This is a genomic window from Solibacillus sp. FSL K6-1781, from assembly GCF_038630735.1.
GTDB lineage: Bacteria > Bacillota > Bacilli > Bacillales_A > Planococcaceae > Solibacillus > Solibacillus silvestris.
Map to the genome: position 1 here is coordinate 2548246 of NZ_CP152038.1, position 25659 is coordinate 2573904.

The window sequence follows — 25659 nt, forward strand, 5'->3', positions numbered from 1 at the left end:
GCAATCGATTAAATCGGTTGGATCATCTCCACTCTATTTCCGAAAGGGTCTCTAAATTCAAACCGTTCATAATGAGGAATAGGTACTGAATCCAAGATCTCAATATCATGTTCCATCAATATTTTTTTCCAATAAGAAATAGCTTCAACTTCGTAGGCAAGATGTGCTTTAGTTGTAAGCCGATTAAAGCCTTCTTCTGTCCCTACATGTACTTCCTGATTCCCTACTTGCAGCCAAAAGCCACCTCGCCCTTGTAGTGCAGAAGGTTTTGAAATTTCATTTAGACCTAATACTTTGCAGTAAAACTCTTTCCCTGCTTCCTCAGTACCTGGTGGAATTGTTATTTGTGCATGATGTAATCCAACAATCATTTGCTTTCCTCCATTTCTTCCTCTTCTTCCATTATCTTACTTCAATTATGACATAAATAAAATGATAGGTTATTTATGTAATTCAATAATTTTTTCTTATCCTTCTTAACTGCTATTTTAATTTTTCACAAATACTAGAACTTAGGGATCAGGCATAAAATTTTTTTAATATATTCCTGCTACTTAAATACCATTAAATTGAATTAAATGGTATAATATGTATCGGAGTAGAAATACATTCTTTTCATCATATAAGGGTGAGAGTGTTTTTGTACTAACTTAGAAGCCATTGCGGAAGGATATAACATATGACAACAGAAGTTTCCATTTTACCTATTCAATCTGTTTATTCAATTGACAATCGAACGATAACAGCAGAAGTTCTGCATGAAGAACCGCTCATTGTAAAGTTTTTAAATGTTTTAAGTGATGAGGAATGCCAGAATTTAATCGATTGTGCTTCTTCGCGTTTGGAAAGATCCAAATTAGCAAAAAAAGAGATAAGTTCAATTCGTACGAGCAGTGGTATGTTTTTTGAGGAAAATGAAAATCCGCTTATTTCCGAAATTGAAAAACGGATTAGCAGCCTGATGCACCTTCCAATCGAACATGCTGAGGGTCTACAAGTTTTACATTATGAACCGGGTCAGGAATTTAAACCACATTTTGATTTTTTTGGACCGAATCACCCTTCGAGCAGTAATAATCGCATTAGCACGTTAGTAGTCTACTTAAATGATGTGGAAGAAGGAGGCGTTACTACGTTTCCGAATTTAGGTATTGTAAATGTACCAAAGAAAGGTACAGCGGTTTACTTTGAATATTTCTACAATGATCAAAAATTAAATGAACTTACCCTTCATTCTGGTGAGCCAGTAATACAAGGCGAAAAATGGGTTGCTACTCAATGGATGCGGAAAAAACAAATCCGCGAACGTTTATAAGTCAAAATGAAGGAAATTATATAAAATACGATTGATGTGAAAGAAGTGACTTGCTATGGAGGAACTCCCAAACATACAAGAAAACAAATGGGATGACAGCCATCGCCCTTGGCCGCTGCCAAATTTACCGTGGGGAATGAAGCAAACATGGAGCGATCTGTTATTCGCCCATTATCCGGTGAAATACGAGGTTTTACGGAAGTTAGTTCCAGAATCGCTGGAAGTAGATACTTATGAAGGTGTGTGCTGGGTTGGGGTTGTCCCTTTTCGTATGTCAGGTGTGAGGTTTCGAGGGTTGCCGCCAATTCCCGGTACCGCTGAATTTCCGGAACTGAATGTGCGTACCTATGTGACGATTGATGGAAAGCCCGGCGTATACTTTTTCAGTTTGGATGCGGATAATTGGCCGGCTGTAAAAGGTGCCCGCACATTTTTCCATTTACCGTATCACTATGCAAAGATGGATATTAAAAACTTTGGTGATACAGTACTGTTTGAAAGCAAAAGGCGAAATCGATCAGACATTGTATTCGCGGGCAGCTATAAACCCGTTTCCGCACCATTTATTGCGGTAAAAGGCTCCTTTGAGGAATGGATGACTGAGCGTTACTGCTTCTACACATTAAATGCTTCAGGTCTCCCGGTACGCTGTGATATTTTGCACCACCCTTGGATTTTACAAGAAGCAGAAGGCGAGATTACCCTTAATACAACGCTGTCCAAGCAAGGGATTGTTGTGGAAAGTGATCAGCCGATCCTGCATTTTTCAAAAAAAATTGACGTACGTGCATGGCCATTAGTACATCCTGCTACCGGACGACTGCATTTTTAAATAAAGGGAAGATCGTCAACTTTTCCAAAAAGCAAAAACGCAACCCATATTATATGAGTTGCGTTTTTTTATTTTATAAACCGCATTTCAGCTGTGCACCACAGTTTGTACATGTGTTACACCCGCCCATTTCTTCTACCGTACCTTGACGGCAAACCGGGCATGTATTGCCAACTTCCGAACCAATTGTCACGTCTGTATCTGTTAATGGTTTAATTGTATCCACTAGCACAACTTGACGCTTCACTTGGTCTTCCATTTGTTTGAACTCTTCAAACTCTAATTGCTCATCTGAATTTGCCTCTTCAGCTTTTAAAGTTAATACTTGTGTATCACGGGAACCGTCAACATACACCGTACCACCTTTTGCACCGCCGCGGTATAGACGCTCGTACACTTTTTGCACTTGCTCTACTCCATAGCCTTTTGGCGCATTTACTGTTTTGGAAATAGATGAATCAATCCAGTTTTGAATAATACATTGAACATCTGCATGGGCTTCCGCAGAAAGCTCCATTGAAGATTTGAACCAGTCCGGTAAGTTATTTTCATCCACACCCGGGTTGGCATCTAAATATTCTTTTACGATTTCAGCTTTTACTTCAATAAACTTCCCTAGACGACCTGAACGGTAGTAAGTGAAGCTGAAGTAAGGTTCAAGCCCTGTTGCAACTCCGACCATTGTACCTGTAGATCCAGTTGGCGCCACCGTCAATAAATGCGAATTACGAATACCGTTTGCCACAATATTTTCGCGAATATCCTGTGGCATTTTTTTCATGAAGCCTGTGTTAATAAATGCTTCACGCAAACGTGCTGTTTCTGCTTCTGTCTGTCCTTCAAGGAATGGGAAGCTGCCGCGCTCTGTAGCCAGTTCAACCGACTCTTCATACGCTGCAACCGCAATTGTCTTGAAGATTTCATCGACTAGCGCATTACCTTCTTCAGAACCGTACTCTTTTTCACAGTAAATCAATAGATCGGCAAGGCCCATTACACCCAGCCCAACTCGACGTTCACCAAGTGCCTGCTTTTTGTTCTCTTCCAGGAAGTACGGTGTTGCATCTATAACATTATCCTGCATACGTACGCCAACTTTGACCGTTTTGCGCAATGCATCAAAATCAACTGTTTTCGTTTCTTTGTTTGCAAACTTCGCCAAGTTAACGGCAGCCAAGTTACAAACGGAATATGGTGCTAATGGTTGTTCCAAATTTTTGTTAACCCCTAGGCTTTTTATCCTAAGGTTCTTACACTTGTCATTCGTGCAAGTTCAGCATACATTTTCATTGCAAATACTCTTCATAAACTTAAGTAACTCTTTTCTACCGCAATCTTTTCCAAAAATAGCTTTAGAAATAATTCTTAAATCTTTAATCCCATATTTTAATTCAATTTCTCTTAGTAGTGGATCTATCGTTGGCTTAATTTTATTAAAAGGTGCTTTTTCAACAATTTCATTATTTTCAATTGTCCAGGCAATAACATACTTTTTAATTTCTTGATGCAATAATAACTGCTTGTTTATTGATGCTACTGTTGCTAATTTAATTGCTACAGATCCTGAACATGTTCTACTGCAATATTTTTGTATTGATGTTTCAAGTGCAATAAATGGTTTGTTACAATGTAAGCATTCTCTTTCAACCCTTCGAACTTTAATAAATCCTTTTTTCATACCACTTTTTTTCAAACCTTCAATCATTTTCAGTTTTGAGATACTATCAGTTTCCCACAACAACTTGGTATGTGCTCCAATCTTCTTCTTAGTAGAATCATTGTGCTTCATCTGATAATGTCCATTTAAAGCTCCAAATGCAGCTTTATTAATAGTTGTATGATCTGAGTTGATCCATTCTGTAATGACTGAGTTAAGAGAAAAAGGTAAGGGTTTATACAGTTCTAAAAGTTCTTTATATGAGATTACATCAACATCGTAGCCATACTGTTCACTAATAATTTTCAAGTCAGTTTTTGCCTGTTCAATTGCATTTTTATTTCTCGATTTTATTTCCACTATTTTCTTTATTGAATTATTTGGATTTAAGATAAAAAAATCTGGTTTATAAAGTTTATATCCTAAATTAAATACTTGTATTTCAAATTCCCATTTTATTTTATAAAAATCAAGATATTTTGCATAAGCATATTCATAGGAACTTCTCAAATATATATTTTTATAAAATCCAGCATAGCCTCTATTAGCCATAACTTCACCTCATAAATATATTTGAGTCAAAAGATTTAATTTAGTGCAATGTCGCGGTCTCGTGGATAGATTATATTCTCAAATGATGAGGTTCACTATCTATGCGTTGCCCCTGACGAACATTTTACAATTCGTCTTCGGTTCGGATTAGCATTTCAGCCTTCCCGCTTCATCCCGCGATGTTTAACGTGAGGCGAACTCCACCACACGGATTTGTCGCAACAACTTTCTGACCGTACGCTTTTGCGTTTGTCATATCATTTGCGTTATCAATGAAGAAAATACCCGGTTCTGCTGCATATGTCGCGCAGACGTTGATTAAATTCCACAGTTCTTTTGCTTTAATTATGCGATACGTTCGAACTGGGTAACCAAGTTTCTCCCATTCACGAACGTCACCGACTTCATGCCATTTCTCGTTGTAATCCAGCATTTGTGCAGGTGTGTAGTTTTCTACATCCGGGAAGCGTAATTCGAAGTCCTCATCGTTTTCCACAGCATTCATAAACTCTTTCGTTAATGTAACTGAAATATTTGCACCTGTTAAGAAATCCGGATTATGGACTGAGTACGTTCCGCCATCGCGTAGCTTCGTTTCAGCGTCACGAATAATCGCTTCGTTAAATCCGCCAAAACCTTCAATATTTTTATAGTTCACAATGCCTTGATACATCGCATCTTCCTGCTGTGTTAAAGGCTTGAATTTCAATTTTTCTTTTGCTAGACGAATAATTGATTCATCTTCTGTATTCTCGATTAAGTAACGGAGAATACGCGGATTTTGCATTTTTGAAATGATAAATTCCACAATATCCGGATGCCAATCTGCCAGCATAATCATTTGAGCACCTCGGCGACTCCCACCTTGTTCAACAAGATGTGTCAGCTTGGCAATATCGTCAAGCCAGCTTACAGATCCGCTTGATTTACCGTTTACACCGCGCGCCAATGTGTTGCGCGGGCGAAGTGTCGATCCGTTCGTCCCAACTCCACCGCCGCGGCTCATAATTTCCATTACCTGCTTACGGTGATCACTGATGCCTTCACGCGAATCAGCGACAAATGGCATTACATAACAGTTGAAGAAAGTTACTTCTGTTTCCGAACCTGCCCCATAAATTACACGGCCTGCAGGGATAAAATTCATTGACACCAGCTCTTCATAAAACTTTCCGAACCATTCTTTGCGCTTTTCTTCTGTTTTCTCAACTGAAGCTAAGCCTGTTGCATTACGTTTTGCAATTTGCTCATAAAAAATTTCGAGCGGCTTTTCAATAATATCCAATGAACGTTCAATAATACCCGTCTCTTGTTCTTCGCCTTCCAATACATGACGGTAATCTTCATCAATTTTAATAAGAGCGGTATTCTTTTCCGGATTAATCGAATGAATAATGCCAAGTCCACGCGCCGGGAATTTCGGATCTTGTTTCACTGTCAAAACAACAAAATCCCCCGTTTTTAATGTTTTCTTTTCCGTATCTTTAAAAGAATAACGGTCAATCATAACAAGACGTGATACACCTTTATGCGTAATATGCATATCCGGTGTAATCGGGTGCACTTGAGGAAATTGCTCAATATCTTGATTTAATTGATTGACTTGGATGGATTGTTCTAAAACACTTGCCACCGCGTAAGCCCCCCTTTGGACGATTTAATAATTTTAAGATTCCCTTCACGAATGTAAACTAAACACATTTTATACCATATATTGTGCTTATTTCTTAAATACCATTCTATATGTTGGGTTATATAATTACACTTAAAAAAGATTACAATAAATCTTTTTTTCAAACAAGGGGTTGATTTTTTTTAGTTTTTGTTAAATCCACCTATACCAACGTTTTGGGTATAAAAATTTTTTTATAAAAAATCAAAACACACGTTCGCAATCTATTTTTTGAAATTCCATTCATCTGTTAAATATTTATTTTGCATTAATTGTTCTACATATTGTGTTTGCTGCTCCGTTAATTCATAAGGAATCAGTTCTATATCCAAAGCTATCTCAAACCCTTTAGAAAATGCATTCACACATTGCTCGATTGTAAATGGCGTATCGACAAACTGATTCATCGCAACGGCTTTCTCGGGTAATTTTTTCCGCATTTTTTCTTTAGCTTCGGCTGTAGCAAAATTAAACACTGAAAGCAGCAGCTCTTCGTTCAGGTCCAATAAAATGGCTCCATGCTGCAAAATTACGCCTTTTTGACGTGTTTGTGCACTGCCCGCTACTTTTTTTCCTTCAACTACTAGCTCATACCAGCTTGGTGCATCAAAACAAACCGCGCTTTTCGGTTTCTTTAAATCATCCAGTTGTTCTTTCGTCTCCGGCACACTAAAATAAGCGTCCAACCCTAATAGACGGAACCCTTGTAAAATTCCTTCGCTAATGACACGGTACGCCTCTGTAACAGTCTCAGGCATATTCGGGTAGCTCTCTGTCACAATCACCGAATATGTAAGCTCCTGGTCATGTAAAACAGCACGTCCGCCTGTAGGACGACGAATGAAACCTAAATTTTGCTTTTTTACGGCTTCTAAATTAATATCTTTATGTACTTGCTGAAAATAACCGATTGATAATGTTGCAGGATTCCACTCGTAAAAACGAATAACCGGCGGGATTTCCCCTTGGCTATGCCAATCTAGTAACGCTTCATCTAATGCCATGTTATAGGCTGGGCTGCATGGCCCCGAATTTATAAAATACCATTGTTTTTTCACAATTTCTCGCCTCCACCAATTCATTTTAACAAACTCGCTCGACTAACTCTAGTTCATCTCTTATAATAGTAAGTACAGAAAGAAAGGGGCAATATCGCAGTGACAATTTTATATACGATACTAATAATTTTAGTAGTCATCGTTGCTTACGTAGTAATCAACTCTATGCGCTTAAAAAAATCCGTTACAAATTTAACACAGGAGCAATTTATCGAAGGCTACCGTAAAGCCCAATTAATCGATTTACGCGAACCTAAAGAATTTGAAGCAGGACATATTTTAGGTGCACGAAACATTCCGATGACGCAGCTTAATACACGTCATAAAGAAATCCGACCAGACCTGCCTGTATACCTTTACTGCCAAAACTCTGGCCGTAGTGCACGAGCAGCGCTGACATTAAAGAAAAAAGGCTATAGCCAACTGTATCAGTTACAAGGCGGATTCAAAACTTGGACAGGTAAAGTTAAATCGAAAAACTAATCTTAAAAGTTCTCTACAGTGTAGAGGGCTTTTTAATTTTCACTCACCGGCAGTATCGTTCATAATTGTCTGTTTTTCAGTAGTTTCTTCTATTATATACTGACACGTTAGAAGTCTAACCTTATTCAAAGAAAAAAGGCCAGAAAACAGCTCTGACCTTTTTTGTCACAATTTATGAAATTGTGACTTCTTCTTTTTTAGTATAACGTAACACCGGTGTACGGGCAGCACGTGTTTCGTCTAAACGGCTGATTACTGTAGTATGCGGTGCTTCTTGAACGATCGATGGGTTATCGATTGTTTCTTGAGCAATTTGAATCATTGCATCACAGAATGCATCCAATGTTTCTTTCGATTCTGTTTCTGTTGGCTCGATCATAATCCCCTCTTCCACGTTTAACGGGAAGTAAACTGTTGGTGGATGGTAGCCAAAGTCAAGAAGGCGTTTTGCGATATCCAATGTACGAACACCTAATTTTTTCTGACGACGGCCTGATAACACGAATTCGTGCTTACAGTGACGGTCATACGGTAAATCAAAGTGCTCTTCCAAGCGGCGCATCATATAGTTTGCATTTAATACAGCATATTCTGTTACAGCCTTTAAGCCATCTGGACCCATTGAACGGATATACGTATATGCACGGACATTAATGCCGAAGTTTCCGTAGTATGGTTTCACACGACCGATTGATTGTGGACGGTTATAGTCGAAGTGGAACGTGCCATCCTCTTTTTTCACTAGCACCGGCTTCGGCAGGAATGGAATTAAATCCGCTTTTACTCCTACAGGACCTGAACCCGGACCACCGCCACCGTGTGGACCTGTAAATGTTTTGTGTAAGTTTAGGTGAACACAGTCAAAGCCCATATCGCCAGGACGTGCTTTACTCATAACAGCGTTTAAGTTTGCGCCGTCATAGTAAACCTTACCGCCGACACCGTGTACGATTTCAGCCATTTCTAAAATGTTTTCTTCAAATAAACCTAAAGTGTTCGGGTTTGTCAGCATTAATGCTGCTGTATCCGGACCGACAACACGGCGTAAATCTTCAAGATCCACTAAGCCGTCATCACCTGATTTAATTGTGATTGTTTCAAAGCCTGCAACTGTAGCAGAAGCCGGGTTTGTACCGTGCGCCGAATCCGGTACGATTACTTTGTTACGGTGACCTTCACCATTTGCCTCATGGAATGCACGGATCATCATTAATGCTGTCCATTCCCCATGTGCGCCTGCTGCTGGCTGTAATGTTACTTCATCCATACCTGTAATCTCCTGAAGGGATGTTTGAAGATCATATAATAATTCCATTGCACCTTGTACTGTTGACTCATCCTGTAATGGGTGAACATTGGCAAAACCAGCGTAGCGTGCAACCGTTTCATTAATTTTCGGATTGTATTTCATCGTACATGAACCAAGCGGGTAGAACCCTGAGTCTACACCATGGTTACGGCGTGAAAGTGCTGTATAGTGACGCATAATATCTAATTCTGCAACTTCCGGCAGTTCAGCCGCTTCTTGACGTACTAACTCTTTTGGAAGCAGTTCTTCAAGATCAAAATCAGGAACATCCAATGGCTCTAAGTTGTAGCCGACACGACCTGGTTTTGTAATTTCGAAAATGAGTGATTGGTTTTCGTTATGCATTGTAAGCCCCCATTTCTGCAACTAATTGCTCGATTTCTTCTTTTGTACGGATTTCCGTAACAGCAATGAGTGCATGATTTTCTAATTCAGGATAAACACGACCTAAGTCAAAACCGCCGATAATGCCTTTTTCGATTAATGCTTTGTTTAGCTCTGTCACATTATGATTTGTCTTAACGACGATTTCGTTGAAGTGTGCGCCTTGATAAACAACTTCAAAACCAGCTGCTTCAAAGGCATTTTTAGCAAAGCGTGTCTTCACGATATTTTGTTTTGCCATTTCCTGCATACCTTGTTTGCCAAGAGCTGTCATTGCTACTGAAGAAGCAAGTGCAAGTAATGCCTGGTTAGAACAAATATTAGATGTCGCTTTGTCGCGACGGATGTGCTGCTCACGCGCTTGTAATGTTAATACATAACCACGGCGACCCTCTTGGTCTACTGTTTCCCCAACAAGACGGCCAGGTACTTTACGCATTAATTTATTCGTTACCGCGAAATAGCCACAGTGTGGACCACCGAACGCTTCAGCAATTCCGAATACTTGTGCATCCCCAACTGTAATATCGGCACCTAATTTTCCTGGAGGTGTTAATACGCCAAGAGCTAACGGGTTAGCAGATACGATAAACAATCCTTTTGCATCGTGTGTAATGTCTGCAAGCGGCTGTAAGTTTTCAATTTGACCAAAGAAGTTTGGATATTGAACAATAACACCGGCTGTTTGATCATCGATTAAGCCTTTTAATGCTTCGATGTCTGTCACACCGTCTTTTGCAGGAATAGTAACAACTTCAATTGATTGTCCTGTTGCATACATTTTCACAACATCGTGATATTCTGGATGGACAGTTCCTGAAACGAGTAATTTACCGCGACGTGTATGCCCTGCAGCAAGCATACCTGCTTCTGCCAATGCCGTACCGCCATCGTACATAGAAGAGTTTGCAATATCCATACCTGTCAGTTCCGCAATCATCGTTTGGAATTCAAAAATAGCTTGAAGTTCACCTTGAGAAATTTCCGGCTGATAAGGTGTGTAGGCTGTATAAAACTCTGAACGTGAAATAACGTGATCGACAATTACCGGTTTATAGTGATTGTAGACTCCTGCACCTAAAAATGAGACATTACTTGCTGTATCTTTATTTTTTGAAGCAAGTTGTGCCAGTTCTTTCATTAAAGCGGCTTCAGACTTTGCAGGTTTAATATTGTAGCTTCCTTGGAAGCGAACTTTTTCAGGAATATCCTCGAAAAGTTCATCAATTGTCGCAACCCCGATACGGTCTAACATTTCTTGTTTATCTTGTTCCGTCATTGGTAAATAACGATGTTTCATTGTTAACCCTCTTTTCAAAATTTTTATCCCGCAATTAACGGGTAGATTGAAGTTTCACTTTATTTTGCACGCTTGTAAAATGGTGTTTCTACTACAACTGCTTTTGCTCTATTTTTTCGTACTTCGATTTCTAATTCAGTTCCAACTTCCGTGAATTTTGCGTCAATTAAAGCTAAACCAATATTGCGCTTTGTCATTGGTGACTGAGTTCCTGTAGTTACAAAACCAATCTCTTCACCATCTTTAAATACTTTATAGCCATGGCGGGGAATACCTTTATCAATCATTTCGATACCTACAGATTTACGTGTTAGGCCATTTTCATTTTGGGCAATTAATGCTTGCTGACCGATAAAGAGCGGATCTTTCGCCAATTTCACGGCAAAGCCAATCCCTGCTTCAAGTGGTGAAATTTCTTTTGAAATCTCTTGGCCATATAATGGCAGGCAAGCTTCAAAGCGAAGTGTATCACGAGCGCCTAAACCGGCTGCTACTACACCTTGGTCTTTTCCTGCTTCCAAAATTTTGTTCCACAAGTCAACAATCGCTGCTGGAGCACCATAAATTTCAAATCCGTCTTCTCCCGTATAACCTGAGCGCGAGACAAGAACCGAATGTCCGCCTACTTCAACATTGTCCTGGAATTTAAAATATTTGATTGCCGTTAAGTCTGTTGCTGTTAATGTTTGCAGAACTTCCTGAGATAAAGGTCCTTGCAAAGCGATTTGAGCGTAGTCATCTGACAAATTTGCCACTTTGACATCCCCTTCGACATGCTGCTGTAACCATTCGAAGTCCTTTTCAATATTCGCTGCATTGACACATAGTAAATAGCGATTATCTTCCAAACGGTATGTCAGTAAATCGTCAACAACACCGCCATCTTCATAGCAAAGTGCACTATATTGCGCGCCGCCAATTGCAATTTTCGAAATATCATTGGAAAGCATCTTTTGTAAATAAACAAGTGCATCCGGGCCTTCTACAATAATTTCCCCCATATGGGATACATCAAAAAGTCCTGCGCGGTTACGTACCGCATCATGCTCCTCTTTGATCGAAGAAAATTGTACTGGTAACTCCCAGCCGCCAAAATCAACTGTTTTTCCACCATACTTTGCATATTCGTCAAAAAGTGGTGTGCGCTTTAATTCATTTGTCATGTTCATTTCCTCCTTTAATTATGTATGTTCGTTTTGCAATGCAAAGGGGAAAGCAACATTACACCTATCAAAAGTGTAAATCTATCTTTTTATTAGAATCATCAGAATATTAAAAGCCGATTTATCCACAAAAAAAGACAGACGAATCCCCTTTAGCGAGATTCTCTGTCCTGGCACCTGAAAGTTACACCTGAATTTGATCCTCTATCACAATTTAGGCTTTCCCCTTTGGTGGCTGTTTGTAACAATAGCTATTACAGCACTCTCCAGAGTTGCGTCCAATACGAGTCTTTTTGCCTGAGAGATTCATAGCTTAGCTATTTGCTCCTTCGGCGACGTGACATCACGTTCTCTCCCCGTATCATCATCCGCGTTAGATTATTTACTTCATGTTATTGCTCTTCTTAGCAATATCCTAACATTGAATATAATGCAAACGCAATCTTTTTTTATTTTTATTCAAAATACGAACATTAAGTTTAATTATAGAAAAATCATTCGCCTTTAAGACGTTTCACTTGAAACCCGATGTACTCGACAATTTGTCTTAATGTTCTTCCGGCTGTGAGTACTTGTATATGGCCAGCTAGTCGATAACTCCTTCTGCGTTGGTGATACAGATTTTCCAATTCTTGTTCCGATGACGATTGAACAATAGGACGGTTTTTATCATTCCGAATCCGCATATAAATATCTTCAAATTTAGCATCAAGAAAAAATACGAGCCCTGTCTGGCGCATAATTCTCCTGTTTTCTTCATTGACGGCTACCCCACCGCCTGTAGCGATAATGCATGCTTCATCACGAAAATTCTTTAAAAATTCCGTCTCGATTTTTCGGAAGTGTGCTTCGCCGTATTTCTCAAAAATTTCAGGAATTGTCATACCCTGCTGACGTACAATTTCGTGATCCATATCGTAATACGGCATTTTCAAGAAAAAACTTAAACGTCTACCAATCGCACTTTTTCCGCAACCCATAAATCCTACTAAATAAATTTTACGCATGCTGTTCACCTTCTTCTAATTACGGACTACTTTATCAATTACACCTCTACCTATTCTTTCGTTTCCATTTTGCGTTTTAACACAAATATTTTTGTATCAAACAAAACCGCATGATGTGACATTTTTTCGACTTTGCAAAAAGAAGTCGAACTTTAAGGTAAATTTAGTATATTTATCGTAGCACGAACGTAAATAGATTCCAATGAATTATATACTTTTATTTGCGCAAAATATGCATTTGTATAGAAAACAGCAGCACCAGAAACGATGAACAATAAAAATACAGCCAGTAAAAATAATGCACCCTTCTCATTCTGGAGGCAATGGCAATACGAGATCTCTTTCTCGCTTTGTTCCATTTTTCATCACTACCCTCATATTCACTTCATTTTCAACAATCGTCAGTTCCCATTCCTTAACAAAAGGCAGCATAATCTCATTTCCCCCTTTATTCGACCTTTTACGCAAATGCTCTTCTGATTTATCAAAGACAAACAACCGCTCCTCGGGATCATTTAACATTTCCAGTTGCAGCATATTAGAATTGAGTACCCTACCAGATGCGGAATTCATATTGTATTGATGAAGATCATAAACGAACATTTCCCAGTTCACCTCATCTTTCATCTTCTTAAGCTGTTGAAGATCCCGAACCCATATGAGGATAAGCAGGCTAATTGCGGTAAAAAGCACAAACACGGTTAACTGAAACAAGCTTTCCAGTAGTGTAAACCCCCGCTCACTTAATGTTTGCTTGAAATTCATACACAAAGTTCCTCTTCTTTTTCATTGTTGTCATAACGGACGCATATTCGGTGTCCGTCGTAATTCCATTGAAACTGCATGCCATCAATTTGTTGTGTACCGGCTGATTGACCATACCTTTTATACTTCATCGCTCCTATATAAGCCACTTCCGCTGCATGGGCTTGTATTTTTTGTATGGCAATTTGCTGTTTCATATTAAACGTGAGCGGTATCATTGTCGACGAGAGGAAAAATAAAATGACGACTGCTAATAGTGTTTCTACAAGAGTTAGTCCTTCCTGGTTCATGAAAAACCTCCTTTTCCAAAATTCTGGCTTTCCCGATATTAATAGAATATTGATGGCTTATATTCTCAAAATGATATGTCAGTCGTCCAAACGCCTGGACATTTCCTCTTGTATTAAATATCAGCCGGTTATTCGGAGTAGTTAAATACATATCTAGTGGCCGCGCTATTCTTTGATCGAAAACAATCGTAGAAGTATTGCGCTCTCTTACTTGAATCCGGTGACAATTAATAATTTCAAAGCTATGGTAGGTTCCGGTCTCAATGGATAGTAATTGTGTCATGCGTATTAACATCTCGTTTTGGCTAATCACCTGTTTTTCTGTATAATCCATTAACGGCTTTTGTGAAAAATACAGAATCGCTGAATTGACGACTAAAAAAATAAAGAGAACGATAAGCATTTCCAGTAATGTAAAACCTTTTTCATCTGTTAACAGTGATTTAACTTTCTGCATCATCGTTACGTTTCGCTGTTCGCCGGTCCAACGACTTTTCCATCCACAATTTTAATTTCAGTATTATTCGGACATCTTAAATCTTCTTCCACAATATAATCCTCTTCAATTAGATCTGTGACCGAAGACGGATATTCATTATGATTCAGTTTATAAGCCTCTACCTGTCCTTGAAGCATCAAAATATAAGCATCACACCCTTTTTCATCAATTGATGCAAAGTGCTTTGAAACGTTTGGAATTGTGACTAATATTAAAATGGAGATGATTAATAAAACAACAAGCATTTCTACTAGCGTAAATCCTTTTTCATTCTTCATCTGTTCCACCCCTTCTTATATAAAATCAATGACATCATACATCGGAATTAAAATACTCAAATAGGCAGCAATAACACAAATGGCAATGATCACAAAAAGCAGCGGCTGAATAATTACCAGTATTCGTTCAATTATCTTCTGTAGCTTTTCATCCAAAAGCTCACAATATAAAATAAGCTCCCGTCCTAATAAGCCGCTCGCCTCACCATGTGCAATAAAGTGCTCAAACTTCGGATAAAAGTAGCCGACGACTTCCACCGTCCGCTCCAATGAATCGCCAATAAGAATGCGTTCTTGAAGTGAACCAGCAATATAGGCAATCTGCTTTTGGTGCTGTTGGGATTTTAAATGATCGAATGCCTTTTGGAGTGAGAAGCCAGCTAATAATAAATTGCCTAAATGGCGAGCAAACTGTCTCGTCAGAAAAAGTCGCCAAAAAAGGCCGATTAAAGGGAGCTTAAACAGTAAATGAAGCTGTAAATCGATTCGCTTCTTACGGATATAATAAACAAAAATGGAAAGAACAATGACCAGAACAATTCCAACTGCAATAATGTAGTCTGGCATATGGAGGAAAAACGTCGACCACTGAATGCTTGCGGACGATTCGCTATGGACGCGGGATGTAATAACAGAAGACATATTTGGCAGAAAGTATGTTCGAAAGGCTAAAAACAATATAATTAAAAATGTAAATAAAATGAGCGGATATGATATCACTTTTATTAGTTTCATTTTCGCCTGCTGTTGAAAAACGAGCTGTTTTGCGACAAGACCAATCGCTTCGCTTAGTTTGCCCGTCACTTCCGCCAACTCAATAGATACTAAATATTGTGTATCAAGAGAAAGTAGCTGAAAAACTTGTGTTACACTACCACCCCCACGCAATATATTCGATATTTCCTGTTGGAGGGGCTCATATTGTTTTACATGATAGGGCAACAGCATTTCGATACTATGGGCAAATGTATAGCCTTCATTTAACAGTGTGGAAATTCGTTGGAGTAATGTAGGGAGCTCTGAGGACTTAATGACAGGTTTTTTAAATAAAGCAGCAGTTGCGGTATTTTTAAGGAGCGGTATATTCATAGTAATCTCCTAGAAGCTTTGCCATTTGACCTGCCAATGTTTGATCAAACGGTAATGTAAATGATCTATCTTGGATTATTGATTTAAAGGCAAGCTGTAATTGATCGTCAGTTAAAAATTCGAAAATCGCTCTATAGCCGTTAACCTCCGTTTCGATTAGCCGCTGTGAAACAACCGCTCTAAGCATCTGCCGCATCTCCTCAAGTGAAACCGATAGATCATGAAGCCGGTAAATACAGTTCACCGTATCCTTTGCATGTATCGTTGATATGACGAGGTGTCCGGAGAACGCTGCTTCTATGGCAACCTTTGCCGTTTCCCTGTCCCGAATCTCCCCTAACATAATCACTTCGGGAGAATGCCTTAAAATTGCTTTTAAACCTGCTGAATACGTCATTCCGGCTCGCTCATTCACTTGTATTTGCAATAGCTGCTCTTGTCTGCTTTCCACTGGATCCTCCAATGATATGACGTGACGGGATAAATGCTGTGAACAATATTGGAGCAGTGAATATAACGTTGTCGTTTTGCCGGTTCCGGTCGCACCGCTAATCAAGATTAACCCGCTTTCAAGACTGGCCAATTGATACAGCTGTTCAACACTTTCCTGGAAATGACATAAAGTCTGTAAGGGGACGGTATAATTTTGACGTAATATTCGAACGGCTAAACTTTCTTTAAAGAAGCTGGAAGGTAATGTGGAAATACGGAACGCATACATGGACTGGTCAATAAATTTTTGGAAGGAACCACTCTGAGGCTTTCTCTTTTCACTAATATCAAGCGAAGAAAGAAATTTAAAATAGGAAATCATACGGGTAGCGAGCTCTATAGGAAGTTCATCTTCCTTTTCAAAACGGCCGTATTTTCTCATTAATAAATCATAGCACCCTTCTCTGGGGAGTAAATGGATGTCGGTCACATTAAGCTGCGCTGCATTAGATAAAAGCTCCAAACATTTTTGTTCAATGATTGATAATGGTTTAATCGAAATCACCCCTTTATTTAAGATGACTCCATTATAAATGGATTGTCTAGTATTTTATATAAAAACAGATAAAATTTCTTTTTAATAGGAATTTTCTTTCTATATCAACAAATTCACTAATAATTCATGTAGAATATTAGTTAAGCTAGCATTTTTAAATTTTAAATTTTTACCGTATTGGGGGTTTATATATGATTCATCCGATTAAAATTTCTAGCACTTTTGCCGATGAAACCCGGTTTTCCATTTATGAATTTATGTTGCAGCAAAAGCAATTTTTATCCGTTCAAGATATTGCAGATCAATTTAAAATCCACTCTAATGTAGCACGCCTGCATTTAACGAAACTTGCAGAAATCGGTGCCATAACATCAGAACATTTAAAAACCGGAAAAGGCGGCCGACCTGGAAGAGTATATAAAGCAAAGCAAGAAGGAATCAATTTAAGTATTCCTCGACGCGAGCCATCTTCATTAGTTAAATGGTCACTTGAACTTATTCGCGAGCTTGGTGAAGATGCTCTGAGTAAAGCACAGGAAATCAGTTACCGTGACGGGAAACAATCGATGCTTGAACAAATGAATTCACATAAACGAAAATCTCCCTATACATTTGATGAGAAATTGGCCATGTTAACTAAAAGTGCGACATTAATAGGTTATATACCGGAAGTTATTGAAGATAATCAATCCAAATCCATTATATTCTCACTTTTCAACTGTCCCTTCCAGGAACAGTTAACGAACTACGGAGAAATTGTATGCCAACTCCATGAATCCTTTTTGTATGGACAAGTTGATACACTGTTTGAAAGTCATGAAATTACAAAAATAGAAAGTATGGTACATGACTGTGACTTCTGTAAATACAAAATTTCCGTTCACAATTAATGGGAAAATTATTCATTTGTCACAACTCTTCCATATCTCGCAGTTTACATTATCCAGAAACTTGATTTATAATGAATGAGAGACTATTCTATTTTTTTAGAAAAGGAGGGATATTTCATGAGCAATATGTATAAAGTTATGGCATTCTGGACTGCTATTTTTGCCGTTATGTTCTACCTTGGAGGTATGAACGAGGTTTCGCTATTATTCGTAGGTAATACAGGTTTATTTTTATTATTAGGCTTCTTAAATCTTTCAGAACGCATGTACATGTACATTTTTGGCGCATACTTAACTGTTTTCTTCGCCGGTTTCACCTATTACACTACATTCATACACACTCCAGGTGGCGGACATTAAAAAACGACACGCTCTTCAATCGAGAGCGGTCGTTTTTTCATTTACATAGGGATAATTAAAAGCCATTTAAAAACGGGTTGGAATCCATTTCAGCAGCTGGTGTCGTATAATCACCATGCCCCGGATAAATAATTGTATCTTCCGGTAATGATAAAAGCTTATCGTGAATCGATTTTAGCAAGACATTCATGGAACCACCGATCAAATCAGTACGTCCAATGCTTTGTTCAAATAATGTATCGCCTACAATCGCAAAAGTATCATCTTTGAAAATAAAGGATACACTTCCCGGAGAATGTCCTGGTGTATGGGCTACCGTAAAGGTAAACGCACCGATAGTCATTTCTCCTTCTTTTCGGATAATATGTTCTCCATCGGGTTTTTTAACAATATAATTTGGCAATTCCGCATATTTGCCCGAACCATTTTTCATTGGATCAGCAAGCCATTCCACTTCTTTTTCATGTACATACAGCGGAATATTATATATTGCCCGTACCGCATCCACTCCACCGATATGATCAAAATGGGTATGGGTTAATAAAATCGCTAATGGATTCAAGCCATTTTTACGTAATTCGTTTACAATACGTGCCCCTTCTTCACCTGGATCAAAAATTAAACAGTCTTTTTCTTTATTGCTTACAATATAGCAATTAGTTTGTATCGGTCCAAGACTATATTTTCTAACATTTAACATGGATTATCACCTCAGTTTCCATTATACATTTTTTCAATCGTTCTGATAGAGAAAGTTATCGTTCAAACAAACGCCACTTTTAGTTCTCGACAAACGATTTGGAAACCTTTACAATAAAAGAGGAATATTGTTGAGACATTTTTTGGAATGTTGAAAGGAGTGTCAATTTTTTATGAACTTATTAATGGTTATTTTTGGTTTAGTTGCAATTTTTGGCGTAATTGGCATATTCCAATCAATCAAAGAGAAAAACCTTTTAGCTGCTGCTTTTAACGCTTTAGCTGCAGGTGTTTTCGGTTGGTTCGTCATTATGACGGTTTTAAATCAAGGCTATCCACCAACCCACTAATTGCAACCAAAAAACGTATTGCTACACTAGCAATACGTTTTTTATATGAAAAAAAAAAGCTGCTCCCGAATTTCTCCGGGGCAGCTTTCATTATTTATAATTCGTATCAATCAGCAGATTTCCTGTTTCTGTATCATAGAAACGCAACAGGTCACCATTAATAATTTGATCCGAGTATTCTAATTCTTGCGTTGCACGTTCAATAAATGGCTGACACGCTTCCGTATCAATTGCTTCTCCCGACTCCCGGTCGTAGCATACTTCACCTGCATATACATATTTATCTGTTACAAAGCGACCATCACGGAAGATAACGAAATCCTCATGCTCTTCTGAGAACAGATCAGCACCTAATTGCATATCTTTTGAAGTCTCAATCCCTAACAGGTGCAGTAATGTAGGACGAATATCCAACTGACCCGCTACATTATCCATCACTTGTCCATCATTCGAACCAGGGATGTGAATATATAATGGGACAGCCTGTAAAAGTGCACTGTCATATGGTGTAATTTCTTCTTTGTTTAAATATTTTGCCATTGCTTTATTATGGTTTTCGGAAATCCCATAGTGGTCTCCGTACATCACAATAATTGAATTTTCATATAAGCCCTGTTCCTTTAAATCATCAAAGAATTCCTTCACCGATTCATCCAAGTAGCGAACTGTTTGGAAATAACGATTTAAAGTTCCTGAATTTGAATCGTATTCCGGAATCATTATATCTTCCGGATCCAAATAGAACGGATAGTGGTTTGTTAATGTAATTAAACGGCTGTAAAACGGCTGTGGCATTTCTTTCATCAATGCTGCAGATTGTTCAAAGAAAGGAATATCCTTTAATCCCCAGTTTACAGATGTTTCCTCTGTTACATTGTAAGATTCGAGATCATAAAACTGATCTAGTTTGAATGATTTGTAAATCATGTCACGATTCCAGAATGATTTATTGTTCGCATGCATAACATTTGTAAAATACCCATTCTCCCCTAATCGCTCTGCAAAGGAATTATACGTATTTTCACCATGCGTAAAGAATACTGCCCCTCGACCTAAACCATACAATGAGTTTTCGAAAATAAACTCAGAATCCGAAGTTTTCCCTAATCCCGTTTGGTGGTAAAAGTCGCTGAAGTAATACGTATCCTTATCGTTTGTTAATGAATTCAGGAAAGGTGTCACCACTTCCCCATTCATTTCTTCGTTAATAACAAAAGACTGCAATGATTCCAGTGATACGGCAATTACATTTCGGCCTTCATACTTGCCGAACATTTCAACATTAGGTTCCGCCTGGTTAGCACGAACATAGTTGCTTACTTCAACAAGCTCACTCCCGTCAGCCAATGCACGCTGTGCTGAAGATTTCGACTGAACATAAACATCGTATAGATGATAGTTGTACGTTCCGATATTTTTCACTAACAGTTCACGATCAAATGCTCGTGTCAATAATTGCGGACGTTCTGTTTCAGCTAAGCCTAAGTTTAAAAACAAAATAGCTGCCGTCATGACAAAGTAAGCTTTACGCGCATCTTTACGTATAGGCAGTAACTGCTCATCCGCTTTCGGTAAAAACTTCACAGCAATAATAATCAGTAAAACATCGACAAAGTAAAATATGTCCATCCAGCTAATAATAGCTGCTGCTGATGTTCCCAACTCTCCAAAATTGCTCGTTTGGAACAAAACAGGCAATGTTACAAAGTCATTATAGAAACGGTAAAAGGCAACATTTCCGTATACTACGAAGGACAGTAAAATACTACTGCCAACAATATAGCGATTTCGTGCTTTTTGTGATTTCAAGAACAATGACAATCCATAGAAGAACAATAAGAAGCTTAATGGATTGATAATCAAAATTAACAATTGCATTGCATTTTCTATCTTCATATCAAAGCTAGTTTCATAAACAATTACAGTTTTAATCCAGGTTGCTATTACGGCAATCGCTAATATCGAATGTTTAGGCCATTTAAAATCTTTCATATCCTATACATCCTCTCTTTACATATTCGATTTTTTTTAAATACATTGTTTTATTTGTGTAAATTCCTTATTCAAACAAAATCTATGTTAAAGCTTTTCAAACAAATCCGCAACATTATTTCGTTTAAACAGATTACATTCATAAAATAGCACTATTATTTAGTACGTATTAACTTCGAAAAGGTTTCGTTAAATATGAAAACAGCGGTTTATTCCCGCTGTAACACTCAGGGTATGTTCATCAAAAAGTCCAAAACCCTAAGTAAACAAGTAACCCTTTATCCGACCTTTACTATTATACGTTAAATTCCAGTTATTTTCCTGCTTTAAGCCTTTGCTCTTCCTGGCGCAAGATTAACAAGGCCATTTGAAAATCTTTCGTCTCGATAAATTTAGATTTATATAATTCCTTAATTTCGTCTTCCATTAAGTACAAATCTCCAATACGGTCCTTTGTATAAATGTAAATGCCGTATTGTTTTAAGATGCCAAGCACATCCAACATTGACTTCATTCTCGTTCCCCCACCATTTATTCGCAGATTATGCGATTTTTGTCTGTAAGTAGTATATGTACCGGAAGATCATGTGATTCTCTCGGTATTTCGTTCAACAGCTGCTCCTCAAACGCCAACGATATCCGCATCCCTTTAAACCCGACTAAATAGCGGTCATAATAGCCCCCGCCAAATCCAATACGGTACCCATGACGATCGAATACTACCCCTGGTACAATCATTACATCAATTTGTTCTTTTTCGACCAGTTCCGTTCGTTCAGGTATCGGTTCTAATATATTTTTATAAGCTCGTTCGGTTTCATCAAAACTGTTAATTTTGTAAAACTGCATCGAGCGATCTTTAGGATTACATTTCGGAACTGCAATATATTTATTTAATTTCCATAATTCCTCAATAATAAACGTCGTATCCACTTCCGGCTGGTTTGATAATGTAATTGCGATAATATTTGCTTTTTGAATAGATGGTTCTTGTACTAATTGCTGAGCAATTTCCAATGAACGTTCACGATATGCCTGATCGTTCATTTTGGACAATTTTTCCTGCACTTTTATACGATAGTCTCTTTTCTCCAAACAAATCCCTACTTTCAATAAAGCTGTTTTAAGTTAAACATTACTATCATAAATCAAATTTGTTGAATCATCATAGTAAAATTTAAGAGGGTAGCAAGTAAAAAGCCAAAACCAACGAGTGGTTTTGGCTAAATGAGCGATTATTACTTTGTTTCACGGTGAAGAGTGTACTTCTTCTCGCGAGAGCAATATTTTTTAAGTTCAAGACGCTCTGGATTGTTACGCTTGTTCTTTTTTGAAATGTAGTTACGTTCGCCGCAGTCTGTGCAAGCTAAAGTAATGTTTACGCGCATCATTAACCCTCCCACTCTAAATTAAGAATAAATTTATTTGAGCATGATTTATACGACTTACCTATTATAACACATTGTTTCAAAAAATCTAGTATGATTTCTTAATAAGTTTTACTATGTTAAAATAAAGGGAATCTGCAGTAGGAAAACGCATTTCCTATTATAAAAATTGCTTGTTTCCTGACTAAACTAAGAAATAGATTAAATGAAATGGAGGATTTCATATGGGACTTTCTTCAATATTAATGATTGCCGGTATTGCTGTCATTATTATATCCCTATTATTTAAAGATAAATCAGCACGTGTTGAAAAAGATGTAGAAGATTTATCGATCAATATTTATCAAGAAACGAATGCTTTAAAACGACGCGTAAAAGCATTGGAAGAGGAACTGCTTGTAGAACCTAATTTTCAAGTAAGAAAACCTTCTTCTGTCCAACAAAACTCAGAGCAGCAAGCAGCGTTTTCATCTTTTCAGCAAGTGGCAGCACAAGTGAAAGCGGCTCAAAGCAATGGAACGGCTCCTAAAGTTAATCCGCCAAAAAGCACGAAGCCTATTAACGGCATTCTAGTTAGCCAAGTGCTCGCTCTCAATAGTCAAGGTCTATCGATTGAGGAGATCAGTAAACGCTCCACATTATCACATGCTCAAATCCATTCGATTATAGCAAATGGAGGTCAACAATGAAATCATCGTTGCGAGCATTTGGTATCGGTCTTTTTGTGGCAGGTGCGTGCATGGCATTGTTTGACCAGCTCCCTTCTGATTCCAATGAGAAAGAGATCGCCGCTTATGAGAAGCAAGTAAAAGACTATGAAAAACAAATTGCTGAACTTTCAAAACAGTTAAAGGAGCAAAATCCGGTATCCGCCGATCCATCAAAAGTGGACAAGCAAACGAATAGTGCAACCGCTGAGAACACTTCTGTTACAAAAAAAGAAACTGATTCAGGTGTTGTTGAAGCGACAATTTATATTTATGAAAATGTTTCAATTTATACAATTGGCCAGCAGGCAGAAGACTTAGGCATTGTAGCAAATGGTCGTGAACTTGAACTTTATTTGTCAAAACCGGAATTTGCACGTTCTATTCAAAAAGGTGCATTTGATCTCCGCTCTGATATGACAATCGAGGAAATTGCCCAAGTGTTAACAGGGCAACCGACCGAATAACTACAAATCGTATCATACAATTCTTCTTCCAAACTATCGATTATTCAAAAGTATTCATGATTGAAGGGATTATATGGACTATATAAAAAAAGGAACAAAAGCTTTTACAATGACCAATATCGCGTTATTTGCTGCAGGTTTTATTACTTTTGCCAACCTATATATTACGCAGCCGTTAATGCCCCAGTTTTCCAATGATTACAATGTATCCCCTGCAGTAGCCAGTTTATCATTATCTGCTGCTACATCCATTTTGGCATTTAGCCTGTTACTATTCGGTTCATTGTCGGAAGCTTGGGGGCGAAAAAAATTGATGACTGCTTCGATTTTTGCGGCTTCCTTTTTAACACTCGCTTTAGCATTTGCTCCCAATTTTGAGACGATTCTCGCATTGCGTATGATTCAAGGTTTTGTATTTGCCGGGGTTCCTGCCATTGGGATGGCTTATTTAGGAGAAGAAATGGATCCTTCCAGCTTAGGCGTGGCAATGGGTCTTTACATAAGTGGAAATGCGATTGGAGGTTTATCGGGGCGTATAATAATCGGTACGATGAGTGATTTGTTCAGCTGGCAGATGGGGATGATTGTACTTGGGGTTTTAAGCATTATCATCAGCTGCTACTTCGTATGGGCACTACCCGAATCGAAACACTTTACTCCACGCCCATTACAATTCCGATTGCTGACTAAAACACTATTCCAGCATATAAAAGATAGAAGGCTTGTTTTATTGTTCGGGATTGGATTTACTTTAATGGGCAGCTTTGTGACAATGTACAATTATATCGGCTTCAAACTGGTCGAGCCTCCCTATAATTTAAGTATGACATTTGTAAGTTGGTTATTTGTTGTTTATTTAGTCGGTACGTGGAGCTCTACATGGTTTGGAAATTTGTCTGATCAATATGGACGGCAAAATGTTCTATATAGCGGCATTGTCATTATGTTCGTTGGCGTTATGCTCACTTTTCCTATAAGTTTGCCGTTGAAAGTAGGCGGACTCATTATTTTCACTTTCGGATTTTTTGGCGCCCACTCCATTGCAAGCGGCTGGGTCAGTTTTTTAGCCAAAATCGACAAAGCTCAGGCATCTTCATTATATTTGTTTGCCTATTATATGGGGTCAAGTATCGGAGGGACAGTAGGCGGTATTTTTTGGATGCACTACGGATGGACAGGCATTGTCCTTTTCATCGGATCGGCACTCGTCCTTACATTTACTTTTGCAGGCTTCATACATTACTATCAATCTAAATACGAAAAAATGCAGAGCCTCTAGAAAGTGGCCCTGCATTTTTTTATTCTCGTATCCATGTCAAACCTAATGTTCCTTCACCCGCATGGACACCTACACAGGCAGAAAGCGGTGTTGGAGTAAATTGAATTGATGGAAAAGCCCTCAACAACTCTTTTTTCCACTCGATAGCCCCTGCTTCATTATTACAGTGAATAATTGCTACTTCCTTTACAGGTGACTTTAAAATGGCACGTTCAAGTTTTTCGATGACCGCTTTTTTGGCGCGATTATCAGCGCGTACTTTTTTCGTTACCTCAACGCCGCCTTCTTTATTGTATTCAATTACGAGTTTAATATTCAGTAAATTACTAAGGAACATGGCCATTCCTGATACACGTCCACTTTTATGCAATTGCTCCAAGCTAGCAGGGATGAAAGCAAGTTCCGCCTTACCACGCATTGCTTCAATTTTCTCAACGATTTCTTCTGGTGCATGTCCTTGATTTTCAAGCTCTATCCCGAGAGCCAGCATCACTTGCATTGGATATGAACCAATTTTTGCGTCAATGACATAGCTTTTGAAACCTGCCTGTTCTGCAGCCATTGGAGCACTTAATACTGTTCCTGATAGTTGTTCTGAAGTATGAATGGCAATGGCACAGTCATACCCTTGATCTTTTAGTTTTTCATACAATGCCACATGTTCGCCGAATGCTGGCTGAGATGTTTTCGGATGTTTTGGTGAATTTCTTAATTTATCGTAAAATTCATCGTGCGTCATGTCCACTGTTTCACGAAGAGCACCTTCCTCAAAAACGATGTTCAATGCAAGCACATGAATTGAGTGTTCTTGAATAAAACGTTCTGGTAATAATGCTGCCGTATCTGTAATCCATGCAATTTTTTTGTTCATTGTAAAACTCCCTGA

27 protein-coding genes, 2 pseudogenes and 1 riboswitch are annotated in these 25659 nt (G+C 38.3%); of the genes and pseudogenes, 9 read left to right on the top strand and 20 right to left on the bottom strand.

Annotated elements, in window-relative coordinates; all coding sequences use genetic code 11:
• Window positions 1–8: 8 nt before the first annotated feature.
• Window positions 9–371, bottom strand: a complete 363-nt coding sequence (locus tag MHH37_RS12755; RefSeq protein ID WP_087616134.1) for a VOC family protein — start codon at window positions 369–371, stop codon at window positions 9–11.
• 308 nt (window positions 372–679) lie between these two features.
• Between MHH37_RS12755 and MHH37_RS12760 the strand changes: the two genes are divergently transcribed.
• Both MHH37_RS12760 and MHH37_RS12765 read left to right on the top strand, forming a co-directional pair.
• The gene (locus MHH37_RS12760) at window positions 680–1315 is read left to right on the top strand and encodes a 2OG-Fe(II) oxygenase (protein WP_087616132.1); all 636 of its coding nucleotides are present in this window, start codon (window positions 680–682) and stop codon (window positions 1313–1315) included.
• A 55-nt stretch (window positions 1316–1370) separates the two neighbouring features.
• Window positions 1371–2147, top strand: a complete 777-nt coding sequence (locus tag MHH37_RS12765; protein ID WP_342573401.1) for a DUF2071 domain-containing protein — start codon at window positions 1371–1373, stop codon at window positions 2145–2147.
• 73 nt (window positions 2148–2220) lie between these two features.
• On the opposite strand, the pseudogene MHH37_RS12770 reads toward MHH37_RS12765, so the two are convergent.
• The 4 genes and pseudogenes from MHH37_RS12770 to MHH37_RS12785 all read right to left on the bottom strand — a co-directional run.
• Window positions 2221–3357: pseudogene (locus MHH37_RS12770) on the bottom strand (hypothetical protein); the annotation flags it as partial.
• A gap of 63 nt (window positions 3358–3420) precedes the next feature.
• Entirely contained in the window at window positions 3421–4356 is a 936-nt protein-coding gene (locus MHH37_RS12775; RefSeq protein WP_342573402.1) for a restriction endonuclease, read from the bottom strand.
• A gap of 202 nt (window positions 4357–4558) precedes the next feature.
• Window positions 4559–5989, bottom strand: a pseudogene (locus MHH37_RS12780) (vitamin B12-dependent ribonucleotide reductase); the annotation flags it as partial.
• Between the two features lie 263 nt (window positions 5990–6252).
• On the bottom strand, window positions 6253–7032 hold the full coding sequence (locus MHH37_RS12785; RefSeq protein ID WP_269764165.1) for a biotin/lipoate A/B protein ligase family protein: 780 nt from the start codon (window positions 7030–7032) through the stop codon (window positions 6253–6255).
• 153 nt (window positions 7033–7185) lie between these two features.
• Here MHH37_RS12785 and MHH37_RS12790 point away from each other — a divergent pair, with 153 nt between their 5' ends.
• Window positions 7186–7569, top strand: coding sequence for a rhodanese-like domain-containing protein (locus MHH37_RS12790; protein ID WP_008404344.1), 384 nt, complete (start codon window positions 7186–7188; stop codon window positions 7567–7569).
• Window positions 7570–7741: 172 nt separating this feature from the next.
• Here the strand turns inward: MHH37_RS12790 and gcvPB are convergent, their stop codons facing one another.
• The 9 genes from gcvPB to comGA all read right to left on the bottom strand — a co-directional run bounded on the left by gcvPB (window position 7742) and on the right by comGA (window position 16650).
• Window positions 7742–9223 carry an aminomethyl-transferring glycine dehydrogenase subunit GcvPB gene (gene gcvPB / locus MHH37_RS12795; RefSeq protein WP_008404345.1) on the bottom strand — a complete coding sequence of 494 codons (1482 nt, stop codon included), beginning with the start codon at window positions 9221–9223 and terminating at the stop codon, window positions 7742–7744.
• Window positions 9216–10562: an aminomethyl-transferring glycine dehydrogenase subunit GcvPA gene (gene gcvPA / locus MHH37_RS12800; RefSeq protein ID WP_008404347.1), complete on the bottom strand. Its 1347-nt coding sequence runs from the start codon at window positions 10560–10562 to the stop codon at window positions 9216–9218. Before gcvPA ends, gcvPB begins: the two co-directional genes overlap by 8 nt.
• Window positions 10563–10621: 59 nt before the next feature.
• Entirely contained in the window at window positions 10622–11725 is a 1104-nt protein-coding gene (gene gcvT / locus MHH37_RS12805; RefSeq protein WP_342573403.1) for a glycine cleavage system aminomethyltransferase GcvT, read from the bottom strand.
• Window positions 11726–12000: 275 nt separating this feature from the next.
• A riboswitch (glycine riboswitch) is annotated at window positions 12001–12093 on the bottom strand.
• A gap of 126 nt (window positions 12094–12219) precedes the next feature.
• Window positions 12220–12732, bottom strand: a complete 513-nt coding sequence (locus MHH37_RS12810; protein ID WP_008404350.1) for a shikimate kinase — start codon at window positions 12730–12732, stop codon at window positions 12220–12222.
• Window positions 12733–13041: 309 nt separating this feature from the next.
• Entirely contained in the window at window positions 13042–13497 is a 456-nt protein-coding gene (gene comGF / locus MHH37_RS12815; RefSeq protein WP_342573404.1) for a competence type IV pilus minor pilin ComGF, read from the bottom strand.
• Complete coding sequence (locus tag MHH37_RS12820; protein WP_340735342.1) at window positions 13494–13787, bottom strand: type II secretion system protein; 294 nt, start codon at window positions 13785–13787, stop codon at window positions 13494–13496. Before MHH37_RS12820 ends, comGF begins: the two co-directional genes overlap by 4 nt.
• Before the next feature lie 462 nt (window positions 13788–14249).
• Window positions 14250–14564, bottom strand: coding sequence for a competence type IV pilus major pilin ComGC (gene comGC, locus MHH37_RS12825; protein ID WP_342573406.1), 315 nt, complete (start codon window positions 14562–14564; stop codon window positions 14250–14252).
• A 15-nt stretch (window positions 14565–14579) separates the two neighbouring features.
• Complete coding sequence (comGB, locus tag MHH37_RS12830; protein ID WP_342573407.1) at window positions 14580–15653, bottom strand: competence type IV pilus assembly protein ComGB; 1074 nt, start codon at window positions 15651–15653, stop codon at window positions 14580–14582.
• Window positions 15634–16650 (bottom strand): competence type IV pilus ATPase ComGA, encoded by a 1017-nt coding sequence (gene comGA, locus MHH37_RS12835; RefSeq protein ID WP_342573408.1) that lies wholly within the window; start codon window positions 16648–16650, stop codon window positions 15634–15636. Before comGA ends, comGB begins: the two co-directional genes overlap by 20 nt.
• A 182-nt stretch (window positions 16651–16832) precedes the next feature.
• Between comGA and MHH37_RS12840 the strand changes: the two genes are divergently transcribed.
• Window positions 16833–17531, top strand: coding sequence for a helix-turn-helix domain-containing protein (locus MHH37_RS12840; RefSeq protein WP_342573409.1), 699 nt, complete (start codon window positions 16833–16835; stop codon window positions 17529–17531).
• A 117-nt stretch (window positions 17532–17648) separates the two neighbouring features.
• The gene (locus MHH37_RS12845) at window positions 17649–17891 is read left to right on the top strand and encodes a DUF2626 family protein (protein WP_008404362.1); all 243 of its coding nucleotides are present in this window, start codon (window positions 17649–17651) and stop codon (window positions 17889–17891) included.
• Between the two features lie 55 nt (window positions 17892–17946).
• Here the strand turns inward: MHH37_RS12845 and MHH37_RS12850 are convergent, their stop codons facing one another.
• On the bottom strand, window positions 17947–18591 hold the full coding sequence (locus tag MHH37_RS12850) for an MBL fold metallo-hydrolase (RefSeq protein ID WP_342573412.1): 645 nt from the start codon (window positions 18589–18591) through the stop codon (window positions 17947–17949).
• 172 nt (window positions 18592–18763) lie between these two features.
• Here MHH37_RS12850 and MHH37_RS12855 point away from each other — a divergent pair, with 172 nt between their 5' ends.
• Window positions 18764–18940: a DUF2759 domain-containing protein gene (locus tag MHH37_RS12855; RefSeq protein WP_008404364.1), complete on the top strand. Its 177-nt coding sequence runs from the start codon at window positions 18764–18766 to the stop codon at window positions 18938–18940.
• A gap of 90 nt (window positions 18941–19030) precedes the next feature.
• Here MHH37_RS12855 and MHH37_RS12860 read toward each other — a convergent pair whose 3' ends face one another.
• The 4 genes from MHH37_RS12860 to rpmG all read right to left on the bottom strand — a co-directional run bounded on the left by MHH37_RS12860 (window position 19031) and on the right by rpmG (window position 22320).
• Window positions 19031–20932, bottom strand: coding sequence for an LTA synthase family protein (locus MHH37_RS12860; protein WP_342573415.1), 1902 nt, complete (start codon window positions 20930–20932; stop codon window positions 19031–19033).
• A gap of 313 nt (window positions 20933–21245) precedes the next feature.
• Window positions 21246–21446 (bottom strand): YqgQ family protein, encoded by a 201-nt coding sequence (locus MHH37_RS12865; protein WP_008408519.1) that lies wholly within the window; start codon window positions 21444–21446, stop codon window positions 21246–21248.
• A gap of 17 nt (window positions 21447–21463) precedes the next feature.
• Window positions 21464–22027, bottom strand: coding sequence for a 5-formyltetrahydrofolate cyclo-ligase (locus MHH37_RS12870; protein WP_008408520.1), 564 nt, complete (start codon window positions 22025–22027; stop codon window positions 21464–21466).
• A gap of 143 nt (window positions 22028–22170) precedes the next feature.
• The gene (gene rpmG, locus MHH37_RS12875; protein WP_008408521.1) at window positions 22171–22320 is read right to left on the bottom strand and encodes a 50S ribosomal protein L33; all 150 of its coding nucleotides are present in this window, start codon (window positions 22318–22320) and stop codon (window positions 22171–22173) included.
• A 224-nt stretch (window positions 22321–22544) separates the two neighbouring features.
• Here rpmG and MHH37_RS12880 point away from each other — a divergent pair, with 224 nt between their 5' ends.
• From MHH37_RS12880 to MHH37_RS12890, 3 genes are all read left to right on the top strand, one after another.
• On the top strand, window positions 22545–23009 hold the full coding sequence (locus MHH37_RS12880; RefSeq protein ID WP_087616099.1) for a hypothetical protein: 465 nt from the start codon (window positions 22545–22547) through the stop codon (window positions 23007–23009).
• Window positions 23006–23494 carry a hypothetical protein gene (locus MHH37_RS12885; RefSeq protein ID WP_014823428.1) on the top strand — a complete coding sequence of 163 codons (489 nt, stop codon included), beginning with the start codon at window positions 23006–23008 and terminating at the stop codon, window positions 23492–23494. The genes MHH37_RS12880 and MHH37_RS12885 overlap by 4 nt, the downstream gene beginning before the upstream one ends.
• A gap of 73 nt (window positions 23495–23567) precedes the next feature.
• Entirely contained in the window at window positions 23568–24773 is a 1206-nt protein-coding gene (locus MHH37_RS12890; protein WP_342573421.1) for an MFS transporter, read from the top strand.
• 19 nt (window positions 24774–24792) lie between these two features.
• Here the strand turns inward: MHH37_RS12890 and MHH37_RS12895 are convergent, their stop codons facing one another.
• Window positions 24793–25644, bottom strand: a complete 852-nt coding sequence (locus tag MHH37_RS12895; protein ID WP_342573423.1) for a DegV family protein — start codon at window positions 25642–25644, stop codon at window positions 24793–24795.
• Window positions 25645–25659: the final 15 nt, after the last annotated feature.